This is a genomic window from Pseudomonas sp. HS6 (genome assembly GCF_023375815.1).
Classification (GTDB): Bacteria; Pseudomonadota; Gammaproteobacteria; order Pseudomonadales; family Pseudomonadaceae; genus Aquipseudomonas.
Map to the genome: position 1 here is coordinate 329,233 of NZ_CP067412.1, position 17,568 is coordinate 346,800.

Below are 17,568 nucleotides of genomic sequence, written 5' to 3' on the forward strand. Positions count from 1 at the left end.
GAAAAAAAACCCGCCGTGGGCGGGTTTTATCTGAGAGAGGGATCGTTATCGGGCGTACATGCCCCACCAGAAGACGTGACCAAGGATGACAATCTGCTCCTCCTGGATCTCCTGAAAGCTGTAATCCTCGTCCGGATGCTCATCGCGATTGAAGCTGCGCAGGCGGATGCCGGTAGGCAGGCGATAGAGCTGCTTCACCCGCAATTGGCCGTTGTGGTTGATTGCATAAAGGTCGCCATCAATGATGTCACCAATCCCGCACTTGCCCGCGTTGACACCGACAGTGGCGCCGTCACGCAGCACCGGCAACATGCTGTTGCCCCGTACGGTCACGCATTTGGCCTGGTCGAACTGCACGCCATTATGGCGCAGGCTGCGCTTGCCAAAGCGCAGGCTAGAGCGTTCGCTCTCTTCGATGACGAATCTTCCTGATCCAGCAGCCAATTCAACCTCGCGAAGAAAGGGCACCGACACCTCGTCGTCATCGACGGGCGTGTCATCGTCCCAAAGGCTTATGTCCTTGAGTTCGGAATGCAACTCCTCGCGCCCACCGCCGGCGACCGGCGCAACATCCGCGCGCCCGCGCAACTGATCGGTGCTCACGGCGAAGTACTCGGCAATCTTCGAAATGTGTTTATCCGAAGGATCGACGATCTTCCCGCTGAGAATCCGCGAGAGAGTGGATTGAGGCACGCCGGTTCGACGGTGGAGCTCCGTGGGGGAGATCCCGTGCTGATCGAGCAGTGCTCTTAAGACGGAGGATACGTTGCGTTTTTGCATAACGCGCATAGTGCTTGAAGTTTTTCGGGAAGACAAATGCTGATTTGCATAAATCGTGCATTTGGCCTTTTCGAATTCAAACCTTGTTTCATTTCAAATCAATCGATTTCTGTAGAAGCGCAATCAATCGGACTAGCCTGATCAGCACGAAATCAACCTGGAAAGGATCTTCAAAGTGAATGATACCGACCCCGCAAGGCGATCCATGTCACCGGCGGAACAGATTATTTCCTCCCAAGCGATTGTTTTTGCTCGCTCAAACAAGAAAGCCATCGCGAAGCGCCTCACAGACAAAACCGTCTTTCTTCCGGAGGAAGCGCCGGTATCCGTATTCATGGCAGGTTCACCGGGTGCAGGCAAAACTGAAGCGTCAATCGCTCTGATCAACCTTTTCGCGGATACAAAAATCCTGAGAATCGACCCCGACGAACTGAGAAGCGAATTCTCTGAATACTCAGGCGGGAACTCGTGGCTTTTCCAAGGAGGCGTTTCGATTTTGGTTGAAAAAATCCTCGACTTCGCCATCGATCAAAGACAGTCATTTTTGCTGGATGGAACCCTTTCAAACATCGATGTGGCCAGAAAAAATGTTGAGCGATCCTTGAAAAAAGGCCGGTTTGTGCAAATTTTGTATGTCTATCAAAACCCATTTCTGGCGTGGGATTTTGTGAAAGCCCGAGAGGAAGCTGAGGGCAGGAGGATCCGAAAAGGGCATTTCATCGACCAATATTTTGCGGCACGTGACGTAGTGAACTCGCTTAAGTTAGAGTTCAGCGGTGATATCCATGTCGATCTGTTGCTCAAGCACATCGATAACTCGGGGCGGCTTTACAAGGCTGGTGTCGACAAAATTGACTACCATATACCTGAGAAATACACACGAGCCGATCTTGAAGCCAGGCTCGGGACACCTTAAGGAGCGCATTCATGATTTCTATTAAGCTTGGCGCTAGCAAAGGTGCCAAAAACCCGTTTGCCGACTTTATTCGTAACGCGAAGGCCGAACAAAAGAAGCGTGTTTATGGTGAGGTTTTGACTGAGGCGACCAAGCAACAGAATCTCGTCATGATGCAGGCCGAAGTGAAACGAGCCTGACACCTGACATTTTTTCCCAGAAAGCCCGGCCAAGTGCCGGGTTTTGTCATTTCCTGACCGCAATCGGATACACCGCACTATCCAACCCTGCTCAGGGCAGCGCCTGCAAGACCGCCCATGGTAACCTTGCGCCCATCGCGGAAAAGCCCGGCGACTGCCCCGCTTTTGCCCCACACCTTCCAACGAGTTACCTGACAATCCGATGAATAAAGCCGTCTCCGACCTGTCCTCCCACACCCCGATGATGCAGCAGTACTGGCGCCTGAAGAATCAGCACCCGGACCAGCTGATGTTCTACCGCATGGGCGACTTCTACGAGATCTTCTACGAAGACGCGAAGAAGGCGGCCAAGTTGCTGGACATCACCCTGACTGCCCGGGGGCAGTCGGCGGGGCAGGCGATTCCGATGTGCGGGATTCCGTATCACGCGGCGGAAGGCTACCTGGCGAAACTGGTCAAGCTCGGCGAGTCGGTGGTGATCTGCGAGCAGGTCGGCGACCCGGCCACCAGCAAAGGGCCAGTGGATCGTCAGGTGGTACGGATTATCACCCCGGGTACGGTCAGCGACGAGGCACTGCTTGATGAGCGTCGCGACAACCTGATCGCGGCGGTGCTGGGGGACGAGCGTCTGTTCGGCCTGGCGGTGCTGGACATCACCAGCGGCAACTTCAGCGTGCTTGAGATCAAGGGTTGGGAGAACCTGCTGGCGGAGCTTGAGCGGGTCAACCCGGTGGAATTGCTGATCCCGGATGACTGGCCAAAAGATCTGCCGGCGGAAAAACGCCGTGGGGTTCGTCGCCGCGCGCCGTGGGATTTCGAGCGTGATTCGGCGCTGAAAAGTCTTTGCCAGCAATTCTCCACTCAGGACCTCAAAGGCTTCGGCTGCGAAACCCTGACCCTGGCCATCGGCGCCGCCGGTTGCCTGCTGGCGTACGCTAAGGAAACCCAGCGCACCGCCCTGCCCCACCTGCGCAGCCTGCGTCATGAACGGCTGGACGACACCGTGGTGCTGGACGGCGCCAGCCGCCGCAACCTGGAACTCGACACCAACCTGGCCGGTGGCCGCGACAACACCCTGCAATCGGTGGTCGACCGTTGCCAGACCGCCATGGGCAGCCGCTTGCTGACCCGTTGGCTCAACCGTCCGCTGCGCGATCTGACCGTGCTGTTGGCACGCCAGACCTCGATCACTTGCCTGCTCGACCGCTATCGCTTTGAAAACCTGCAACCGCAGCTCAAGGAAATCGGCGACATCGAGCGGATTCTGGCGCGGATCGGCCTGCGCAATGCCCGTCCTCGCGACCTTGCCCGCCTGCGTGATGCACTTGGCGCCCTGCCTGAACTGCAAGTGGCGATGACCGACCTGGAAGCGCCGCATCTGCAACGTCTGGCGACCACCACCAGCACTTACCCCGAACTGGCAGCGCTGCTGGAAAAAGCCATTATCGACAACCCGCCTGCGGTGATCCGCGACGGCGGCGTGCTGAAAACCGGTTACGACAGCGAACTCGACGACCTGCAATCGCTGAGCGAAAACGCCGGCCAGTTCCTGATCGATCTGGAAGCCCGGGAAAAGGCTCGCACCGGCCTGGCCAACCTGAAAGTCGGCTACAACCGCATTCACGGCTACTTCATCGAGTTGCCAAGCAAACAGGCTGAGTCAGCACCGGCGGACTACATTCGTCGTCAGACCCTCAAGGGTGCCGAGCGCTTCATCACGCCGGAGCTGAAAGAGTTCGAAGACAAGGCGCTGTCGGCCAAGAGCCGTGCCCTGGCTCGGGAGAAGATGCTCTACGAAGCGCTGCTGGAAGACCTGATCAGCCAGTTGCCGCCATTGCAGGACACCGCTGGTGCACTTGCAGAACTCGACGTGCTGAGCAACCTCGCCGAGCGTGCACTGAATCTCGACCTGAATTGCCCGACTTTTGTCAGCGAACCGTGCATGCGCATCAACCAGGGTCGTCACCCGGTGGTGGAGCAAGTGCTGACCACGCCGTTTGTAGCCAACGACCTGAGCCTGGACGACAGCACCCGCATGCTGGTGATCACCGGCCCGAACATGGGCGGTAAATCCACCTACATGCGCCAGACTGCACTGATCGTGTTGCTGGCGCATATCGGCAGCTTCGTGCCGGCGGCCAGTTGCGAATTGTCGCTGGTGGACCGGATTTTCACCCGGATCGGTTCCAGCGACGACCTGGCCGGCGGGCGATCGACCTTTATGGTGGAAATGAGCGAAACCGCCAACATTCTGCACAACGCCACCGAGCGCAGCTTGGTACTGATGGACGAAGTGGGGCGCGGCACCAGCACTTTCGACGGTTTGTCCCTGGCTTGGGCGGCAGCCGAGCGACTGGCGCACCTGCGCGCCTACACGCTGTTTGCCACGCACTACTTCGAATTGACCGTGCTGCCGGAAGCCGAACCCTTGGTGGCCAACGTGCACCTCAATGCAACCGAGCACAACGAACGCATCGTGTTCCTGCACCACGTGCTGCCGGGGCCGGCCAGCCAGAGTTATGGCCTGGCCGTCGCGCAATTGGCGGGTGTGCCGAGCGAAGTGATCGTGCGTGCCCGTGAGCACCTGAGCCGACTGGAAGACACCGCTTTGCCGCATGAAGCGCCTAAACCGGCCGCCAAGGGCAAACCGGCGACACCGCAACAAAGCGACATGTTCGCCAGCCTTCCGCATCCGGTGCTGGATGAGTTGGCTAAACTGGACATAGACGACATGACACCGCGCCGTGCGCTCGAAATGTTATATGCACTTAAGAACCGGATCTAAGCACTAAAGAACCGGATATAACGCAAACGGCTTCAAGCTGTTAGAATCTCGCGCGGTTTGGGATGCTGCTGGCTAATAGCCTGGCTGGCAGACATCGCTCCCGAACCTGGCGACCCCAACCGTGAAGGGGCAACGCTGCCGCCGCCTGAGGAGAAAATTAGAAATGACCTTCGTCGTCACCGACAACTGCATCAAGTGCAAGTACACCGACTGCGTAGAAGTCTGTCCGGTGGACTGCTTTTACGAAGGCCCGAACTTCCTGGTGATTCACCCGGATGAGTGCATCGACTGCGCCCTGTGCGAACCAGAATGCCCGGCCGTCGCCATTTTCTCCGAGGACGAAGTCCCGGAAGAGATGCAAGAGTTCATTCAACTGAACGTCGAGCTGGCGGAAATCTGGCCGAACATCACCGAGAAGAAAGAATCGCTGCCGGATGCCGAAGAGTGGGATGGCGTCAAAGGCAAGATCAAAGACCTCGAACGCTGATCTGTCCCGCGTTTGAAGAAAAGGCCCCTCGCGGGCCTTTTTTGCTTTTCAGGGTTTTGCTTTATTTCAGGCAAAAAAAAGGGGCGGTTTGACCCGCCCACATTTTTTCCCTATTCCCTGTGTTCCTTTTCATCGTCCTGATGAATCACGTCCTGCGATGTCCTTTCCCCTCTTCCTTGAAGGGCGTGTCTGTCCGTCGACACAACTCAGATACTAGAGATTTCCCTGACAGCCGCAACCGGCCGGCTCAGCTAAAACAGGCTGTCATAAGCACTTAATATTTAAAAATAACCATACAAATCAGCAGCTTGAATGCCTTCAGCAAACTCAATGGACGTCTGCCGCAGTGTAAAAATAGCGAACACTTACGAAAGAGTAAGCCAGGGCTTACAACGCGAGACTACAAACCCGGGGAAGCAAACCGCTTTGCCGCAGAAAACAAAAAGCCCCGAACCAGTCGGGGCTTTTTGTGGCGATCATGCAAGGCGCTTATTGAAACAGCGACTCGCTCGAGAGGCCGTTTTTCTCGAGGATTTCACGCAGGCGCTTGAGGCCTTCCACCTGGATCTGTCTCACCCGTTCCCGGGTCAGGCCGATCTCCAGGCCTACATCTTCCAGCGTGCTGCTCTCGTGACCGCGCAGGCCGAAGCGGCGTACCACCACTTCGCGTTGCTTGTCGGTCAGCTCCGAGAGCCATTGATCGATGCTCTGCGACAGGTCGTCGTCCTGCAGCAGTTCACATGGATCGGTCGGACGGTCATCCGTGAGGGTGTCCAGCAGGGTTTTATCCGAATCAGGACCCAGCGAGACGTCGACCGAAGAAACCCGCTCGTTCAGGCCCAGCATGCGCTTGACCTCGCCCACCGGTTTTTCCAGTAGGTTGGCGATTTCTTCGGGTGAAGGTTCGTGATCGAGTTTTTGCGTCAGCTCCCGTGCAGCCCGCAGGTACACGTTGAGCTCCTTGACCACATGGATCGGCAGCCGGATGGTCCGGGTCTGATTCATGATCGCGCGCTCGATGGTCTGACGGATCCACCAGGTCGCGTAGGTCGAGAAGCGGAAGCCGCGCTCGGGATCGAACTTTTCCACCGCCCGGATCAGCCCGAGGTTGCCCTCTTCGATCAGATCCAGCAGCGACAGCCCCCGATTGACGTAACGCCGGGCGATTTTGACCACCAGCCGCAGGTTACTTTCGATCATGCGCTTGCGCCCGGCGGGATCGCCACTTTGCGACAAACGCGCAAAATGAACTTCCTCTTCCGGAGAGAGCAATGGGGAAAAGCCGATTTCGTTGAGGTACAGCTGCGTGGCATCGAGTGCCCGAGTGTAGTCGATGTACTTGTGTTGCTTAAGTGAAGCGGAGTGTTTGGATTTGGCACGAACGGAAGGTGGAGCAGCCCCTTCATCATTCGACATCGAATCCGAATCGATGCCGGTCTCCATCAGGAGAACCTCATCGTCGATGTCAAACTCCGGCACTTCTTTACTGAGAGCCATTGTTATAGTCCTTTGGTGAGTTCGACCCCAAGCTCAAGCGACGCCTTTATCCTTGGCAACGCTGGAGCCTGTCCCCTCTACGCGACGGAACAGGCTGGTCTGCAAATCAACGTCTTGGCAGGAACTGCAGCGGATCTACAGGTTTACCTTGTCGGCGAATCTCAAAATGCAGTTTCACCCGGTCTGTACCCGTTGACCCCATTTCGGCAATTGTCTGTCCGACTTTGACCTGCTGCCCCTCCCGTACCAACAGCCGACGGTTGTGTCCGTAAGCACTGACGTAGGTTTCGCTGTGTTTGATGATGACTAATTCGCCGTAGCCCCTTAAGCCACTCCCGGCGTAAACCACCGTCCCATCAGACGCAGCTAAAACAGGCTGTCCCAAATCCCCGGCGATATCAATTCCTTTATTCAAACTACCGTTTGAAGAGAATTTACCAATCAGAATGCCATTAGATGGCCATCCCCAGCCGGTCGGGGCTGGACCCGGAGGAGGCAATGGAGCCGGTGCCGGCTTGTTGGCGACGGACGGTACAACCGTCGCAGAAGTCGCCCCGGAACCGGTCGTCGTAGTGGTCGTGGTGCCATTCGCCTGGCGCCGGATTATCGTGGTTTTGCTCGACGAAGACGGCGCAGAACCGCTGTTACTCACCACCGCCGTCGGCGTTGAACCCGGGCGGCCGTCGAAGCGAATTGTCTGACCCGGATGGATCGTATACGGCGTAGGAATATTGTTCCGGGCAGCGAGGGCTTTGTAGTCCCAGCCGTAGCGAAACGCGATCGAAAACATGGTGTCACCCGGACGGACTACGTACTGCCCGGTCGTCACTGTAGGACGCTGGGCCACCGCATTGTTGCGATCGACGACCCGCACGTTGCTCGATTTGGTGCTGGAGCAACCGACCAGCAAGGTGCTCAAGACAAGGCCAGTCACCAGGCGCTGAAAGCTCGTGTTACCCATACGCTGCGCAATGACTGTGAGACTCACCCGCCGCTCCCTTTGTGGTGGCTGAAAAATGTGGAATGCCGATTCCGGCATGTAACTTCGCAAGTATAACGGGCGAAACAGGCTTTACCTTTAATGAAGCGATATCGCTCGACGCACACGTTTGCTCATGGACGATAAATCCTGTTTAAACGATCGATGCCGCTGTAAGACAGGCGCTCTCGCAAGGAATTCAGCGCCGGCAAACAAATGCTCAGGCCAGCGGCCCGTTAAGCAATGGCACGAAGCGAACCGCCCCGAGAACGTGTCGGGAGAAGCCGTTTTCTTCGCGCACGATCAGCATCAATTGCTGCACTTCTCCGGAGCCGACCGGAATCACCAGCCGCCCGCCTGGCGCCAGTTGATCGAGCAAGGCCTGTGGCACATCGGTTGCCACGGCCGTGACGATGATGCCGTTGTACGGCGCCAGCGCCGGCCAGCCTTCCCAGCCATCGCCCCAGCGGAACACCACGTTGCGCAGGTTGAGCTCGACCAGGCGCTCCTTGGCCCGATCCTGCAGCACCTTGATCCGCTCGACAGAGAACACCCGCTCGACCAACTGCGACAACACCGCCGTCTGGTAACCGGAACCGGTGCCGATCTCCAGCACCTTGTCCAAAGGCCCCGCTTCGAGCAGCAACTCGCTCATGCGCGCGACCATATAAGGCTGAGAGATGGTCTGGTTGTGGCCGATCGGCAGCGCGGTGTCTTCGTAGGCGCGGTGCGCCAGCGCTTCATCGACAAACAGATGACGCGGCGTACGACGGATCACTTCCAGCACATTGGCGTTGGACAAGCCTTCTTCATATAACCGCTGAATCAGGCGTTCACGGGTGCGCTGGGAGGTCATCCCGATGCCGCTGCGCAACCGGTCGTCTTGTTCACGAGCCATCAGTTGAGCCCCTCCAGCCAGCCGTCGAGATTTCTGAAGGCATCATTGAAGGTGCGATCGAGCTGCAACGGAGTGATGGAAACGTAGCCCTGCATCACCGCGTGGAAATCAGTGCCCGGCCCGCCGTCTTCTGCATCGCCGGCGGCGGCAATCCAGTAACCGGCCTTGCCACGGGGATCGACCACTTTCATCGGCGCTGCCGCACGGGCGCGATGCCCCAGGCGCGTCAGCTGGATGCCGCGAATGTGATCGATGGGCAGATTGGGAATGTTCACGTTCAGTACCGTGCGCGGTGGCAGATCGAGCCCGGCGTGGGCCTCGACCAGTTTGCGCGCAAAGTAGGCAGCGGTGGGCAGATTGTCCACCTGCCGGGAGGCCAGCGAGAAAGCAAACGATGGGCGTTCGAGAAAACGGCCTTCGAGGGCCGCCGCCACTGTCCCGGAATACAACACGTCGTCGCCCAGATTGGCGCCGAGGTTGATGCCCGAAACCACCATGTCCGGCTCGCGCTCCAGCAAACCATTGAGCCCCAGGTGCACACAGTCGGTCGGCGTGCCGTTGAGACTGATGAAACCGTTGGCCAGGTACTGCGGGTGCAGCGGACGGTCCAGCGTCAGCGAACTGCTGGCACCGCTCTTGTCCTGTTCCGGGGCGATAACCACGCATTCGGTGTAATCCGCCAGCGCAGCATAAAGCGCGGCAAGACCGGGTGCGGTTACCCCATCGTCGTTAGAAATCAGAATACGCATGGGCTGTCCGTCTGCCCCACCGGCACCAGATCAACGAGTTCGCGCACCAATACGGTGGCGAAGCATCCGGCCGGAAGGACGAATTCCAGTTGCAGAATGTCAGGCTCGGGATAATGCCACGTCAACCCGCCAATGGGCAGTCGAAGGATGCGACGTTCGTGGCTCATACCGGCATTAATCAACCAATCGCGCAGATCCGCCTCGCGTGCGGCAATTGCCTGCTCCAGATCATGGACAGCGCCGGCCGCCGGTGAGTCACCTTCGCCCCACTGCGGCCCGGTCGGATGCAGATCGAGAATCGCCAGACGCGGGTCGCTGCACTCGGCTTCACCTGCCGGGAAAAAGCTGCGGCTGTCGGTGAAGGCCAGCAGATCGCCGACCAAGGCGCGCTGCCAGGTGCCATCGGCCACACGCGCCGCCAACACCTGATTGAACAGAAAGCTGCGCGCGGTCGACAGCAGGCGCGAACGCACATTGCGCTGCTCCGGCAGGGCCTTGCGCGCCGCCCATGAACGAGCGTCGACCACGTTGCCGCCATCATGGCCGAAACGCTGGGCGCCGAAATAGTTGGGGATTCCTTGCTTGGCAATCTGTTGCAGGCGCTCGTCGATGGCAGCCTTGTCGCCATTGAACTGAGTCAGGCGCAAGGTGAAACCATTGGCCGAATGCGCGCCGCGTTGCAGCTTGCGCTTGTGGCGGGTGGTCTTGAGGATTTTCAGCGTATCGTTTTCCGCTGCCGACAGATCCGGATCGGCCTTGCCCGGCAGTTGCACGCTGAACCACTGCCGCGTCAGCGCCTGACGGTCTTTCAGGCCGGCATAGCTGACCGTGCGCAACGGCACACCGGCCGCCTTGGCGATGCGGCGTGCCGCTTCTTCGGTATTCAGACCGCGTTTTTCCACCCAGATCCACAGGTGCTCGCCGTCACCGCTGAACGGAATGTCGAGGACTTCATCGACCTGAAAATCTTCGGCGATGGCTTTCAGTACCGCGGTGCCGAGGGCGTCGCCATAGGCCCGCGGGCCGAGCAATTGCAGTTCGTTCATGCGCGCAGCAACAAGGCAACGGAATGCACGGCGATGCCTTCTTCGCGACCGACGAAGCCGAGCTTCTCGGTGGTGGTAGCTTTCACGTTCACTTGATCCAGTTCTACTTGCAGATCCGCGGCAATCAGCGCGCGCATCGATTCGATATGGGGGGCCATTTTCGGTGCCTGGGCAACGATGGTGTTGTCGACGTTGCCGATTTTCCAGCCTTTGGCGTGGATCAGGCTGACCACATGACGCAGCAGCACTCGGCTGTCGGCGCCCTTGAATTGCGGGTCGGTGTCCGGGAAATGCTTGCCGATATCACCCAGCGCAGCGGCGCCGAGCAAGGCATCGCTCAAGGCGTGCAGCAGGACGTCACCGTCGGAGTGAGCGAGCAGCCCGAAGCCGTGTGCGATTCGCACGCCGCCCAGAGTAATGAAATCGCCTTCAGCGAAACGGTGCACATCATAGCCGTGGCCAATACGCATAAAAAAACGCCCCGAATTTTGTCAGGGCGTGATTCTACCTGCATTAGCCAGGGGGGTGTTCTCAATTAGTTTCCCCTCCGCGTTGTCGCCTTAAAGCGTGCCAGGCAAGGCGCAGGCCGCTGGGAATGGTTGTTCCCTTCCCAAGGCCTGTAACGCAGCATGGCACGCTTTAAGGCACAACCCGAAGGGCCGGGCCTGCTGTTTTGCAGGGCTGCGTTGCTCAAAGCTTATTTGGAACGACCAAACCACGCTTCTCGCGCCTTGCCCTGCAAAACAGCAGACCCGGCGCGGAGTGGAAACTAACTGAGAACACCCCCTAGGGCGCGTGCGTGATGCTGCAAGTGGTCGTCAATGAAGCTGGCGATGAAGAAATAGCTGTGGTCGTAGCCCGGTTGCAGGCGCAACGTCAGCGGGTGGCCCGCTTGTTTTGCCGCTTGTTGCAGCGCTTCCGGTTTCAGTTGGGTGGCGAGGAAGTCGTCGCGGTCCCCCTGATCGACCAGCAATGGCAGTTTCTCGTCCGCCTCGGCGATCAGCGCACAAGCATCCCACTCGCGCCACTTCGAACGGTCTTCGCCCAGATAACGAGTGAATGCCTTCTGACCCCACGGGCAATCCATTGGATTGTTGATCGGTGAATACGCCGACACCGATTGGTAACGCCCAGGATTGCGCAAGGCACAAACCAGCGCACCGTGACCGCCCATGGAATGGCCACTGATGCTGCGCTTGTCCGAAGCCGGGAAATGCGCTTCAACCAGTGAAGGCAATTCCTGCACGACGTAGTCATGCATCCGATAGTGTCGCGACCAAGGTTCCTGCGTGGCATTCAGATAGAACCCGGCACCGAGGCCAAAATCCCACGCGCCATCCGGATCACCCGGTACATCGACGCCACGGGGACTGGTGTCCGGCGCCACGATGATCAACCCCAGTTCCGCCGCCATACGCATCGCACCGGCCTTCTGCATGAAGTTCTCGTCCGTGCAGGTCAGGCCCGACAACCAGTACAGCACCGGCAGCTTGCCGCCCTGCTCTGCCTGCGGCGGCAGATACACGGCGAACACCATGTCGCAGCCCAGCACCTCGGAACGATGGCGATAGCGCTTGTGCCAGCCACCGAAACTCTTCTGACAGGAGATGTTTTCCAGACTCATGTAAGACTCCTACGCAACCACGGCCTGCACTTAGGCAGCCGTGGCATGGCGATCGATCAGAAATGAATGACGGTGCGGATGCTCTTGCCTTCGTGCATCAGGTCGAAAGCCTTGTTGATGTCTTCCAGGCCCATGGTATGGGTGATGAAAGTATCCAGCGGGATTTCGCCGCTTTGGGCCATGTCGACGTAGCTTGGCAATTCGGTACGGCCACGCACGCCGCCGAACGCCGAACCGCGCCAGACGCGACCGGTCACCAGCTGGAACGGACGGGTGGAGATTTCCTGGCCGGCACCGGCAACACCGATGATCACCGACTCGCCCCAGCCTTTATGGCAGCACTCGAGCGCCGCACGCATCAGTTGCACGTTGCCGATGCACTCGAAGGAGAAGTCGACGCCGCCGTCGGTCATGTCGACGATCACTTCCTGGATCGGGCGATCAAAATCTTTCGGGTTCACGCAGTCGGTGGCGCCCAGTTGTTTGGCGATTTCGAACTTGGCCGGGTTGATGTCGATGGCGATGATGCGCGAAGCCTTGGCCTTCACTGCACCAATCACGGCCGACAGACCAATGCCGCCGAGACCGAAGATGGCCACGGTGTCACCCGGTTTGACCTTGGCGGTGTTGATCACTGCACCGATACCGGTGGTCACGCCGCAACCGAGCAGGCAGACCTTTTCCAGCGGTGCATCCTTGGAGATCTTGGCCACGGAGATTTCCGGCAACACGGTGTACTCGGAGAACGTCGAGGTACCCATGTAGTGGAAAATAGTTTGGCCTTTGTAGGAAAAACGCGAAGTGCCGTCCGGCATCAGCCCCTTGCCCTGAGTGGCGCGAATCGCCTGGCACAGGTTGGTCTTGCCCGACTTGCAGAATTTGCACTGGCCGCATTCCGGGGTGTACAGCGGGATCACGTGGTCGCCGACAGCCACCGAGGTTACGCCTTCACCGATGGCTTCGACGATGGCGCCGCCTTCGTGACCGAGGATCGACGGGAAGATGCCTTCCGGATCAGCACCGGACAGGGTGTAGGCGTCAGTGTGGCAAACGCCGGAAGCCACCACGCGCAGCAACACTTCACCGGCCTTGGGCATGGCGACATCGACTTCTACGATTTCCAGCGGCTTCTTGGCCTCGAAGGCAACGGCGGCGCGCGACTTGATCATGCTGACTCTCCAGTGAATCCATTGAATAAAAACCAGACAGGGAGTGTAGTCCAGCGCTGAGTGATGAATAATCCGGACAAAAGCAAAACATTATTGCCATACAGGGATAATCCCCATGTCCGAAAACCGCTGGGAAGGCATCGACGAGTTCGTCGCCGTTGCCGAATGCAGCCAGTTCACCGCCGCGGCTGAACGTCTGGGCGTTTCTTCCTCGCACATCAGTCGACAAATCGTACGACTCGAGGAGCGTTTGCAGACGCGACTGCTGTATCGCAGCACCCGTCGCGTTACCCTGACCGAAGCCGGCCAGACCTTCCTGCAACATTGTCAGCGTCTGCAGGATGGCCGCGAAGAAGCGCTGCGAGCAGTCGGCGATCTGACCAGCGAGCCCAAAGGCATGCTGCGCATGACCTGCGCCGTGGCGTATGGCGAGCGCTTCATCGTGCCGCTGGTGACCCGGTTCATGGGGCACTACCCGCAACTGCGCATCGATATAGAGCTCACCAACCGGCAGCTCGATCTGGTGCACGAAGGCCTGGACCTGGCGATTCGCCTCGGGCGTCTTCAGGATTCTCGGTTGGTGGCGACCCGTCTGGCCCCGCGGCGCATGTACCTCTGCGCGTCGCCGTCCTACCTAGAACGGTACGGTCGGCCACACAGTTTGTCGGAACTGAGCCGGCACAATTGCCTGATCGGCAGCTCGGACATCTGGCAGCTGGAGCAGAACGGGCGGGAGTTTTCCCAGCGGGTACAGGGAAACTGGCGCTGCAACAGTGGACAAGCGGTGCTGGATGCGGCGCTACAAGGCGTCGGTCTGTGTCAGTTGCCGGACTATTACGTGCTGGAGCATCTGCACAGCGGCGCGTTGATTTCGCTGCTGGAGGCGCATCAACCGCCAAACACGGCGGTGTGGGCGTTGTATCCGCAGCAGCGACACTTGTCGCCCAAGGTGCGCAAACTGGTGGATTTTCTCAAGGAAGGCTTGGCCGAACGGCCGGAATATCGGATTTAACGACGGTTGGCCCAGCGCTGGCGCAACCATTCGAGGTCTTCAGGGCGGGTGACTTTCAGGTTGTCCGCCCGACCTTCGATCAGGCGCGGCGCCATGCCGGCCCACTCCATCGCCGAGGCTTCATCGGTGATCAGCGCATCGGCCACCAGACTGTCCGCTAAAGCCCGATGTAAGGCACCGAGGCGGAACATCTGCGGCGTGTAAGCCTGCCAGATCACACTGCGATCCACGGTTTCGACCACTCGACCTTGCTTGTCGACTCGTTTCAGGGTGTCGCGCGCCGGCACTGCCAGCAAGCCGCCGACCGGATCGTTCGCCAGCTCAGCGAGCAGTTTGTCGAGATCGTCACGGCTCAGATTAGGTCGTGCCGCATCGTGCACCAGTACCCAATCCTCGTCGTCGGCACCTTGTGCGTGCAAATGCAGCAAGGCGTTGAGCACCGAACCGGAACGCTCGGCGCCACCTTCGACCCGCTGAATCCGCGGGTCGCTGGCGCTGGCCAGGTTCGGCCAATAAGGATCATCGACAGCAAGACTGACCACCAGGCCCTTGAGGCTCGGGTGATCGAGGAAACAGCCGAGGCTGTGTTCGAGAATTGTGCGCCCGCCCAGTTGCAGGTATTGCTTGGGACGGTCCGCGGCCATACGGGCACCGACGCCCGCGGCAGGAATCACGGCCCAGAAGGCCGGCAGGGAATCGATCATTGGGCCAACTGGTAAAGGGTTTCGCCGTCCTTGACCATGCCCAATTCGTGACGAGCCCGCTCTTCAACGGTCTCCATGCCTTTCTTCAACTCGCTGACTTCAGCGTCCATCACCCGGTTGCGCTCCAGCAAGGCTTCGTTCTCGGCGTGCTGATCAGCAATCTGCTGATTCAGTTCGGCGACTTGCGCCAGACTGCCATTGCCCACCCACAGGCGGTACTGCAGACCGGCCAGCAGCAAGAGCAAGACGAGAAACAACCAGTAAGGACTGCGCATCGAATATCAGGTATCCAGTGAAAAAAGACAGCCACGCTAAAACTTTGAAGCATCTGATAGCACGAAGCCTGGAATATCCAGGCTTGTGCATATAAGGCATCAGATTAGTGGCAAATCCATCGCTGTCACGACTTTTCCGACACAATCCGGTGTCTTTTTACCATCTACAACTCAGCCGCGAAACTCGGAGCGACCGTTGTACTTGGCTTTGCCATTCAACTGCTCTTCGATACGCAGCAGTTGGTTGTACTTGGAAACGCGGTCGGAACGGCACAGCGAACCGGTCTTGATCTGGCCAGCCGAAGTACCTACCGCCAGGTCGGCGATGGTCGAATCTTCGGTTTCGCCCGAACGGTGCGAGATCACGGCAGTGTAACCGGCAGCCTTGGCCATCTGGATGGCTTCCAGGGTTTCGGTCAGGGTGCCGATCTGGTTGAACTTGATCAGGATCGAGTTGGCGATCTTTTTATCGATGCCTTCTTTCAGGATCTTGGTGTTGGTCACGAACAGGTCGTCGCCGACCAGTTGGGTCTTCTCGCCGATCTTGTCGGTGAGGATCTTCCAGCCAGCCCAGTCGGACTCGTCCAGACCGTCTTCGATCGAGATGATCGGGTAACGCTCGGTCAGACCTTTCAGGTAGTCGGCGAAACCTTCAGCAGTGAACACCTGGCCTTCGCCGGACAGATTGTACTTGCCGTCTTCGTAGAATTCGCTGGCCGCGCAGTCCAGGGCCAGGGTCACGTCGGTGCCCAGCTTGTAACCGGCGTTGGCAACAGCTTCGGAGATCACTTTCAGTGCGTCTTCGTTGGACGCCAGGTTCGGAGCGAAACCACCTTCATCACCGACAGCAGTGCTCAGGCCACGGGCCTTCAGTACAGCTTTCAGGTGATGGAAAATCTCGGTGCCCATGCGCAGACCTTCCGAGAAAGACTTGGCGCCAACCGGCTGAACCATGAATTCCTGGATGTCGACGTTGTTGTCGGCGTGTTCGCCACCGTTGATGATGTTCATCATCGGAACCGGCATCGAGTACACACCCGGGGTGCCGTTCAGGTTGGCGATGTGTGCGTACAGCGGCAGGTCCTGATCCTGTGCAGCAGCCTTGGCCGCAGCCAGGGAGACGGCGAGGATGGCGTTGGCGCCCAGGGTCGCTTTGTTTTCGGTACCGTCAAGCTTGATCATCGCGTGATCCAGGGCTTTCTGGTCGCTTGGGTCGGTGCCCAGCAGCAGATCGCGGATCGGACCGTTGATGTTGGCTACCGCCTTGAGCACGCCCTTGCCCAGGTAACGGCTCTTGTCGCCATCACGCAGCTCGAGCGCTTCACGCGAGCCAGTGGATGCACCGGACGGCGCGCAAGCGCTGCCGATGATGCCGTTGTCGAGAAGCACGTCCGCTTCCACGGTGGGATTGCCACGGGAGTCGAGAACTTCACGACCTTTGATGTCGACGATTTTTGCCATTGTTGTAAACACTCCAAAGTTGACGAAAACGACGCAGCTAGAGGAAATCTTTTTACCGTCGGCAAGTGGTGTGCAGCGGGCAGCTTGCAGACGACAACGCACATGCCCGAGGGCATGTGCGACAAATCGTGCGGTACTTTACCGGAGAATTGAGGTTTACGCGGTTTCTACCGTCGGAAAACTCTTCACCAGTTCGTCCAGGGCTTTGAGCTGGGCCAGGAATGGCTCCAGTTTGTCCAGACGCAAGGCGCAAGGGCCGTCGCATTTGGCGTTGTCCGGATCCGGGTGGGCTTCGAGGAACAGACCCGCCAGCGACTGGCTCATGCCAGCCTTGGCCAGATCCAGCACCTGAGCACGGCGACCGCCGGCGGAGTCGGAACGACCGCCAGGCATTTGCAGCGCGTGGGTCACGTCGAAGAATACCGGGTACTCGAACTGCTTCATGATGCCGAAGCCGAGCATGTCGACCACGAGGTTGTTGTAGCCGAAGCTCGAACCACGCTCGCAGAGGATCAACTGATCGTTACCCGCTTCCACGCACTTGTTCAGGATGTGTTTCATTTCCTGAGGCGCGAGGAACTGGGCTTTCTTGATGTTGATGACGGCATTGGTCTTGGCCATCGCGACCACGAGGTCGGTCTGGCGCGACAGGAAGGCCGGCAGCTGAATGATGTCGCAGACCTCAGCGACGACCGCGGCCTGGTCAGGCTCGTGGACGTCGGTGATGATCGGCACGCCGAAGGCTTGTTTGATGTCCTGGAAGATGCGCATGCCCTCTTCCAGGCCAGGACCGCGATAGGAGGTCACAGAAGAACGGTTGGCCTTGTCGAAGCTGGCCTTGAACACGTAAGGGATACCGAGCTTTTCGGTGACCTTCACGTACTCTTCGCAAACCTGCATGGCCATGTCACGGCTTTCCAGCACGTTCATGCCGCCGAACAGCACCATGGGTTTGTCGTTGGCAATCTCGATGTCGCCGACGCGGATGATCTTCTGTGCCATCGGGG

General features: G+C 58.8%; 18 protein-coding genes. 5 read left to right on the forward strand and 13 right to left on the reverse strand.

Translation table 11 applies throughout. From position 1 onward, the window contains the following. Positions 1 to 45 precede the first annotated feature (45 nt). Complete coding sequence (locus JJN09_RS01675) at positions 46 to 780, reverse strand: XRE family transcriptional regulator (RefSeq protein ID WP_249485182.1); 735 nt, start codon at positions 778 to 780, stop codon at positions 46 to 48. Positions 781 to 985: 205 nt separating this feature from the next. Between JJN09_RS01675 and JJN09_RS01680 the strand changes: the two genes are divergently transcribed. From JJN09_RS01680 to fdxA, 4 genes are all read left to right on the forward strand, one after another. Beyond that, positions 986 to 1,696, forward strand: coding sequence for a zeta toxin family protein (locus JJN09_RS01680; protein ID WP_249490879.1), 711 nt, complete (start codon positions 986 to 988; stop codon positions 1,694 to 1,696). Between the two features lie 11 nt (positions 1,697 to 1,707). Further along, positions 1,708 to 1,875, forward strand: coding sequence for a hypothetical protein (locus JJN09_RS01685; RefSeq protein ID WP_249485183.1), 168 nt, complete (start codon positions 1,708 to 1,710; stop codon positions 1,873 to 1,875). A gap of 202 nt (positions 1,876 to 2,077) precedes the next feature. After that, positions 2,078 to 4,660 carry a DNA mismatch repair protein MutS gene (gene mutS / locus JJN09_RS01690; protein ID WP_249485184.1) on the forward strand — a complete coding sequence of 861 codons (2,583 nt, stop codon included), beginning with the start codon at positions 2,078 to 2,080 and terminating at the stop codon, positions 4,658 to 4,660. Between the two features lie 163 nt (positions 4,661 to 4,823). Continuing rightward, the gene (gene fdxA / locus JJN09_RS01695) at positions 4,824 to 5,147 is read left to right on the forward strand and encodes a ferredoxin FdxA (RefSeq protein ID WP_007908827.1); all 324 of its coding nucleotides are present in this window, start codon (positions 4,824 to 4,826) and stop codon (positions 5,145 to 5,147) included. Positions 5,148 to 5,636: 489 nt separating this feature from the next. Here fdxA and rpoS read toward each other — a convergent pair whose 3' ends face one another. From rpoS to JJN09_RS01735, 8 genes are all read right to left on the reverse strand, one after another. Then, the gene (rpoS, locus tag JJN09_RS01700) at positions 5,637 to 6,644 is read right to left on the reverse strand and encodes an RNA polymerase sigma factor RpoS (protein WP_007954831.1); all 1,008 of its coding nucleotides are present in this window, start codon (positions 6,642 to 6,644) and stop codon (positions 5,637 to 5,639) included. 106 nt (positions 6,645 to 6,750) lie between these two features. Next, positions 6,751 to 7,632 (reverse strand): peptidoglycan DD-metalloendopeptidase family protein, encoded by an 882-nt coding sequence (locus JJN09_RS01705; protein ID WP_249485185.1) that lies wholly within the window; start codon positions 7,630 to 7,632, stop codon positions 6,751 to 6,753. A 211-nt stretch (positions 7,633 to 7,843) separates the two neighbouring features. Continuing rightward, entirely contained in the window at positions 7,844 to 8,479 is a 636-nt protein-coding gene (locus JJN09_RS01710) for a protein-L-isoaspartate(D-aspartate) O-methyltransferase (RefSeq protein WP_173861377.1), read from the reverse strand. Positions 8,480 to 8,520: 41 nt separating this feature from the next. Continuing rightward, a complete protein-coding gene (surE, locus tag JJN09_RS01715; protein WP_096819612.1) occupies positions 8,521 to 9,270 on the reverse strand; it encodes a 5'/3'-nucleotidase SurE in 750 nt (249 codons plus the stop codon). Continuing rightward, a complete protein-coding gene (truD, locus tag JJN09_RS01720) occupies positions 9,258 to 10,316 on the reverse strand; it encodes a tRNA pseudouridine(13) synthase TruD (protein ID WP_249485186.1) in 1,059 nt (352 codons plus the stop codon). Before truD ends, surE begins: the two co-directional genes overlap by 13 nt. After that, positions 10,313 to 10,786, reverse strand: a complete 474-nt coding sequence (gene ispF, locus JJN09_RS01725; protein WP_042606995.1) for a 2-C-methyl-D-erythritol 2,4-cyclodiphosphate synthase — start codon at positions 10,784 to 10,786, stop codon at positions 10,313 to 10,315. The genes truD and ispF overlap by 4 nt, the downstream gene beginning before the upstream one ends. 299 nt (positions 10,787 to 11,085) lie before the next feature. Further along, positions 11,086 to 11,940 (reverse strand): S-formylglutathione hydrolase, encoded by an 855-nt coding sequence (gene fghA / locus JJN09_RS01730; RefSeq protein WP_249485187.1) that lies wholly within the window; start codon positions 11,938 to 11,940, stop codon positions 11,086 to 11,088. A gap of 56 nt (positions 11,941 to 11,996) precedes the next feature. Next, a complete protein-coding gene (locus JJN09_RS01735; protein WP_011332700.1) occupies positions 11,997 to 13,109 on the reverse strand; it encodes an S-(hydroxymethyl)glutathione dehydrogenase/class III alcohol dehydrogenase in 1,113 nt (370 codons plus the stop codon). Between the two features lie 115 nt (positions 13,110 to 13,224). On the opposite strand from JJN09_RS01735, the gene JJN09_RS01740 reads away from it, so the two are divergent. Beyond that, entirely contained in the window at positions 13,225 to 14,121 is an 897-nt protein-coding gene (locus JJN09_RS01740; protein ID WP_085712852.1) for a LysR substrate-binding domain-containing protein, read from the forward strand. On the opposite strand, the gene ispD is transcribed toward JJN09_RS01740, so the two are convergent. The 4 genes from ispD to kdsA form a co-directional block, all read right to left on the reverse strand. Next, entirely contained in the window at positions 14,118 to 14,825 is a 708-nt protein-coding gene (ispD, locus tag JJN09_RS01745; protein WP_249485188.1) for a 2-C-methyl-D-erythritol 4-phosphate cytidylyltransferase, read from the reverse strand. The genes JJN09_RS01740 and ispD overlap by 4 nt on opposite strands. Then, positions 14,822 to 15,100, reverse strand: a complete 279-nt coding sequence (gene ftsB, locus JJN09_RS01750) for a cell division protein FtsB (protein WP_003222158.1) — start codon at positions 15,098 to 15,100, stop codon at positions 14,822 to 14,824. Before ftsB ends, ispD begins: the two co-directional genes overlap by 4 nt. 171 nt (positions 15,101 to 15,271) lie before the next feature. Continuing rightward, on the reverse strand, positions 15,272 to 16,561 hold the full coding sequence (gene eno / locus JJN09_RS01755) for a phosphopyruvate hydratase (protein ID WP_093436567.1): 1,290 nt from the start codon (positions 16,559 to 16,561) through the stop codon (positions 15,272 to 15,274). Positions 16,562 to 16,717: 156 nt separating this feature from the next. Beyond that, positions 16,718 to 17,563 carry a 3-deoxy-8-phosphooctulonate synthase gene (gene kdsA, locus JJN09_RS01760; RefSeq protein ID WP_249485189.1) on the reverse strand — a complete coding sequence of 282 codons (846 nt, stop codon included), beginning with the start codon at positions 17,561 to 17,563 and terminating at the stop codon, positions 16,718 to 16,720. Positions 17,564 to 17,568 lie beyond the last annotated feature (5 nt).

What these genes read in the sequence shown, in the direction of transcription:
- JJN09_RS01675 (WP_249485182.1), bottom strand. Translation starts at nt 780, where the DNA reads ATGCAAAAACGCAACGTATCCTCCGTCTTAAGAGCACTGCTCGATCAG.
- JJN09_RS01680 (WP_249490879.1), top strand. Translation starts at nt 986, where the DNA reads ATGTCACCGGCGGAACAGATTATTTCCTCCCAAGCGATTGTTTTTGCT.
- JJN09_RS01685 (WP_249485183.1), top strand. Translation starts at nt 1,708, where the DNA reads ATGATTTCTATTAAGCTTGGCGCTAGCAAAGGTGCCAAAAACCCGTTT.
- mutS (WP_249485184.1), top strand. Translation starts at nt 2,078, where the DNA reads ATGAATAAAGCCGTCTCCGACCTGTCCTCCCACACCCCGATGATGCAG.
- fdxA (WP_007908827.1), top strand. Translation starts at nt 4,824, where the DNA reads ATGACCTTCGTCGTCACCGACAACTGCATCAAGTGCAAGTACACCGAC.
- rpoS (WP_007954831.1), bottom strand. Translation starts at nt 6,644, where the DNA reads ATGGCTCTCAGTAAAGAAGTGCCGGAGTTTGACATCGACGATGAGGTT.
- JJN09_RS01710 (WP_173861377.1), bottom strand. Translation starts at nt 8,479, where the DNA reads ATGACCTCCCAGCGCACCCGTGAACGCCTGATTCAGCGGTTATATGAA.
- surE (WP_096819612.1), bottom strand. Translation starts at nt 9,270, where the DNA reads ATGCGTATTCTGATTTCTAACGACGATGGGGTAACCGCACCCGGTCTT.
- truD (WP_249485186.1), bottom strand. Translation starts at nt 10,316, where the DNA reads ATGAACGAACTGCAATTGCTCGGCCCGCGGGCCTATGGCGACGCCCTC.
- ispF (WP_042606995.1), bottom strand. Translation starts at nt 10,786, where the DNA reads ATGCGTATTGGCCACGGCTATGATGTGCACCGTTTCGCTGAAGGCGAT.
- fghA (WP_249485187.1), bottom strand. Translation starts at nt 11,940, where the DNA reads ATGAGTCTGGAAAACATCTCCTGTCAGAAGAGTTTCGGTGGCTGGCAC.
- JJN09_RS01735 (WP_011332700.1), bottom strand. Translation starts at nt 13,109, where the DNA reads ATGATCAAGTCGCGCGCCGCCGTTGCCTTCGAGGCCAAGAAGCCGCTG.
- JJN09_RS01740 (WP_085712852.1), top strand. Translation starts at nt 13,225, where the DNA reads ATGTCCGAAAACCGCTGGGAAGGCATCGACGAGTTCGTCGCCGTTGCC.
- ispD (WP_249485188.1), bottom strand. Translation starts at nt 14,825, where the DNA reads ATGATCGATTCCCTGCCGGCCTTCTGGGCCGTGATTCCTGCCGCGGGC.
- ftsB (WP_003222158.1), bottom strand. Translation starts at nt 15,100, where the DNA reads ATGCGCAGTCCTTACTGGTTGTTTCTCGTCTTGCTCTTGCTGCTGGCC.
- eno (WP_093436567.1), bottom strand. Translation starts at nt 16,561, where the DNA reads ATGGCAAAAATCGTCGACATCAAAGGTCGTGAAGTTCTCGACTCCCGT.
- kdsA (WP_249485189.1), bottom strand. Translation starts at nt 17,563, where the DNA reads ATGGCACAGAAGATCATCCGCGTCGGCGACATCGAGATTGCCAACGAC.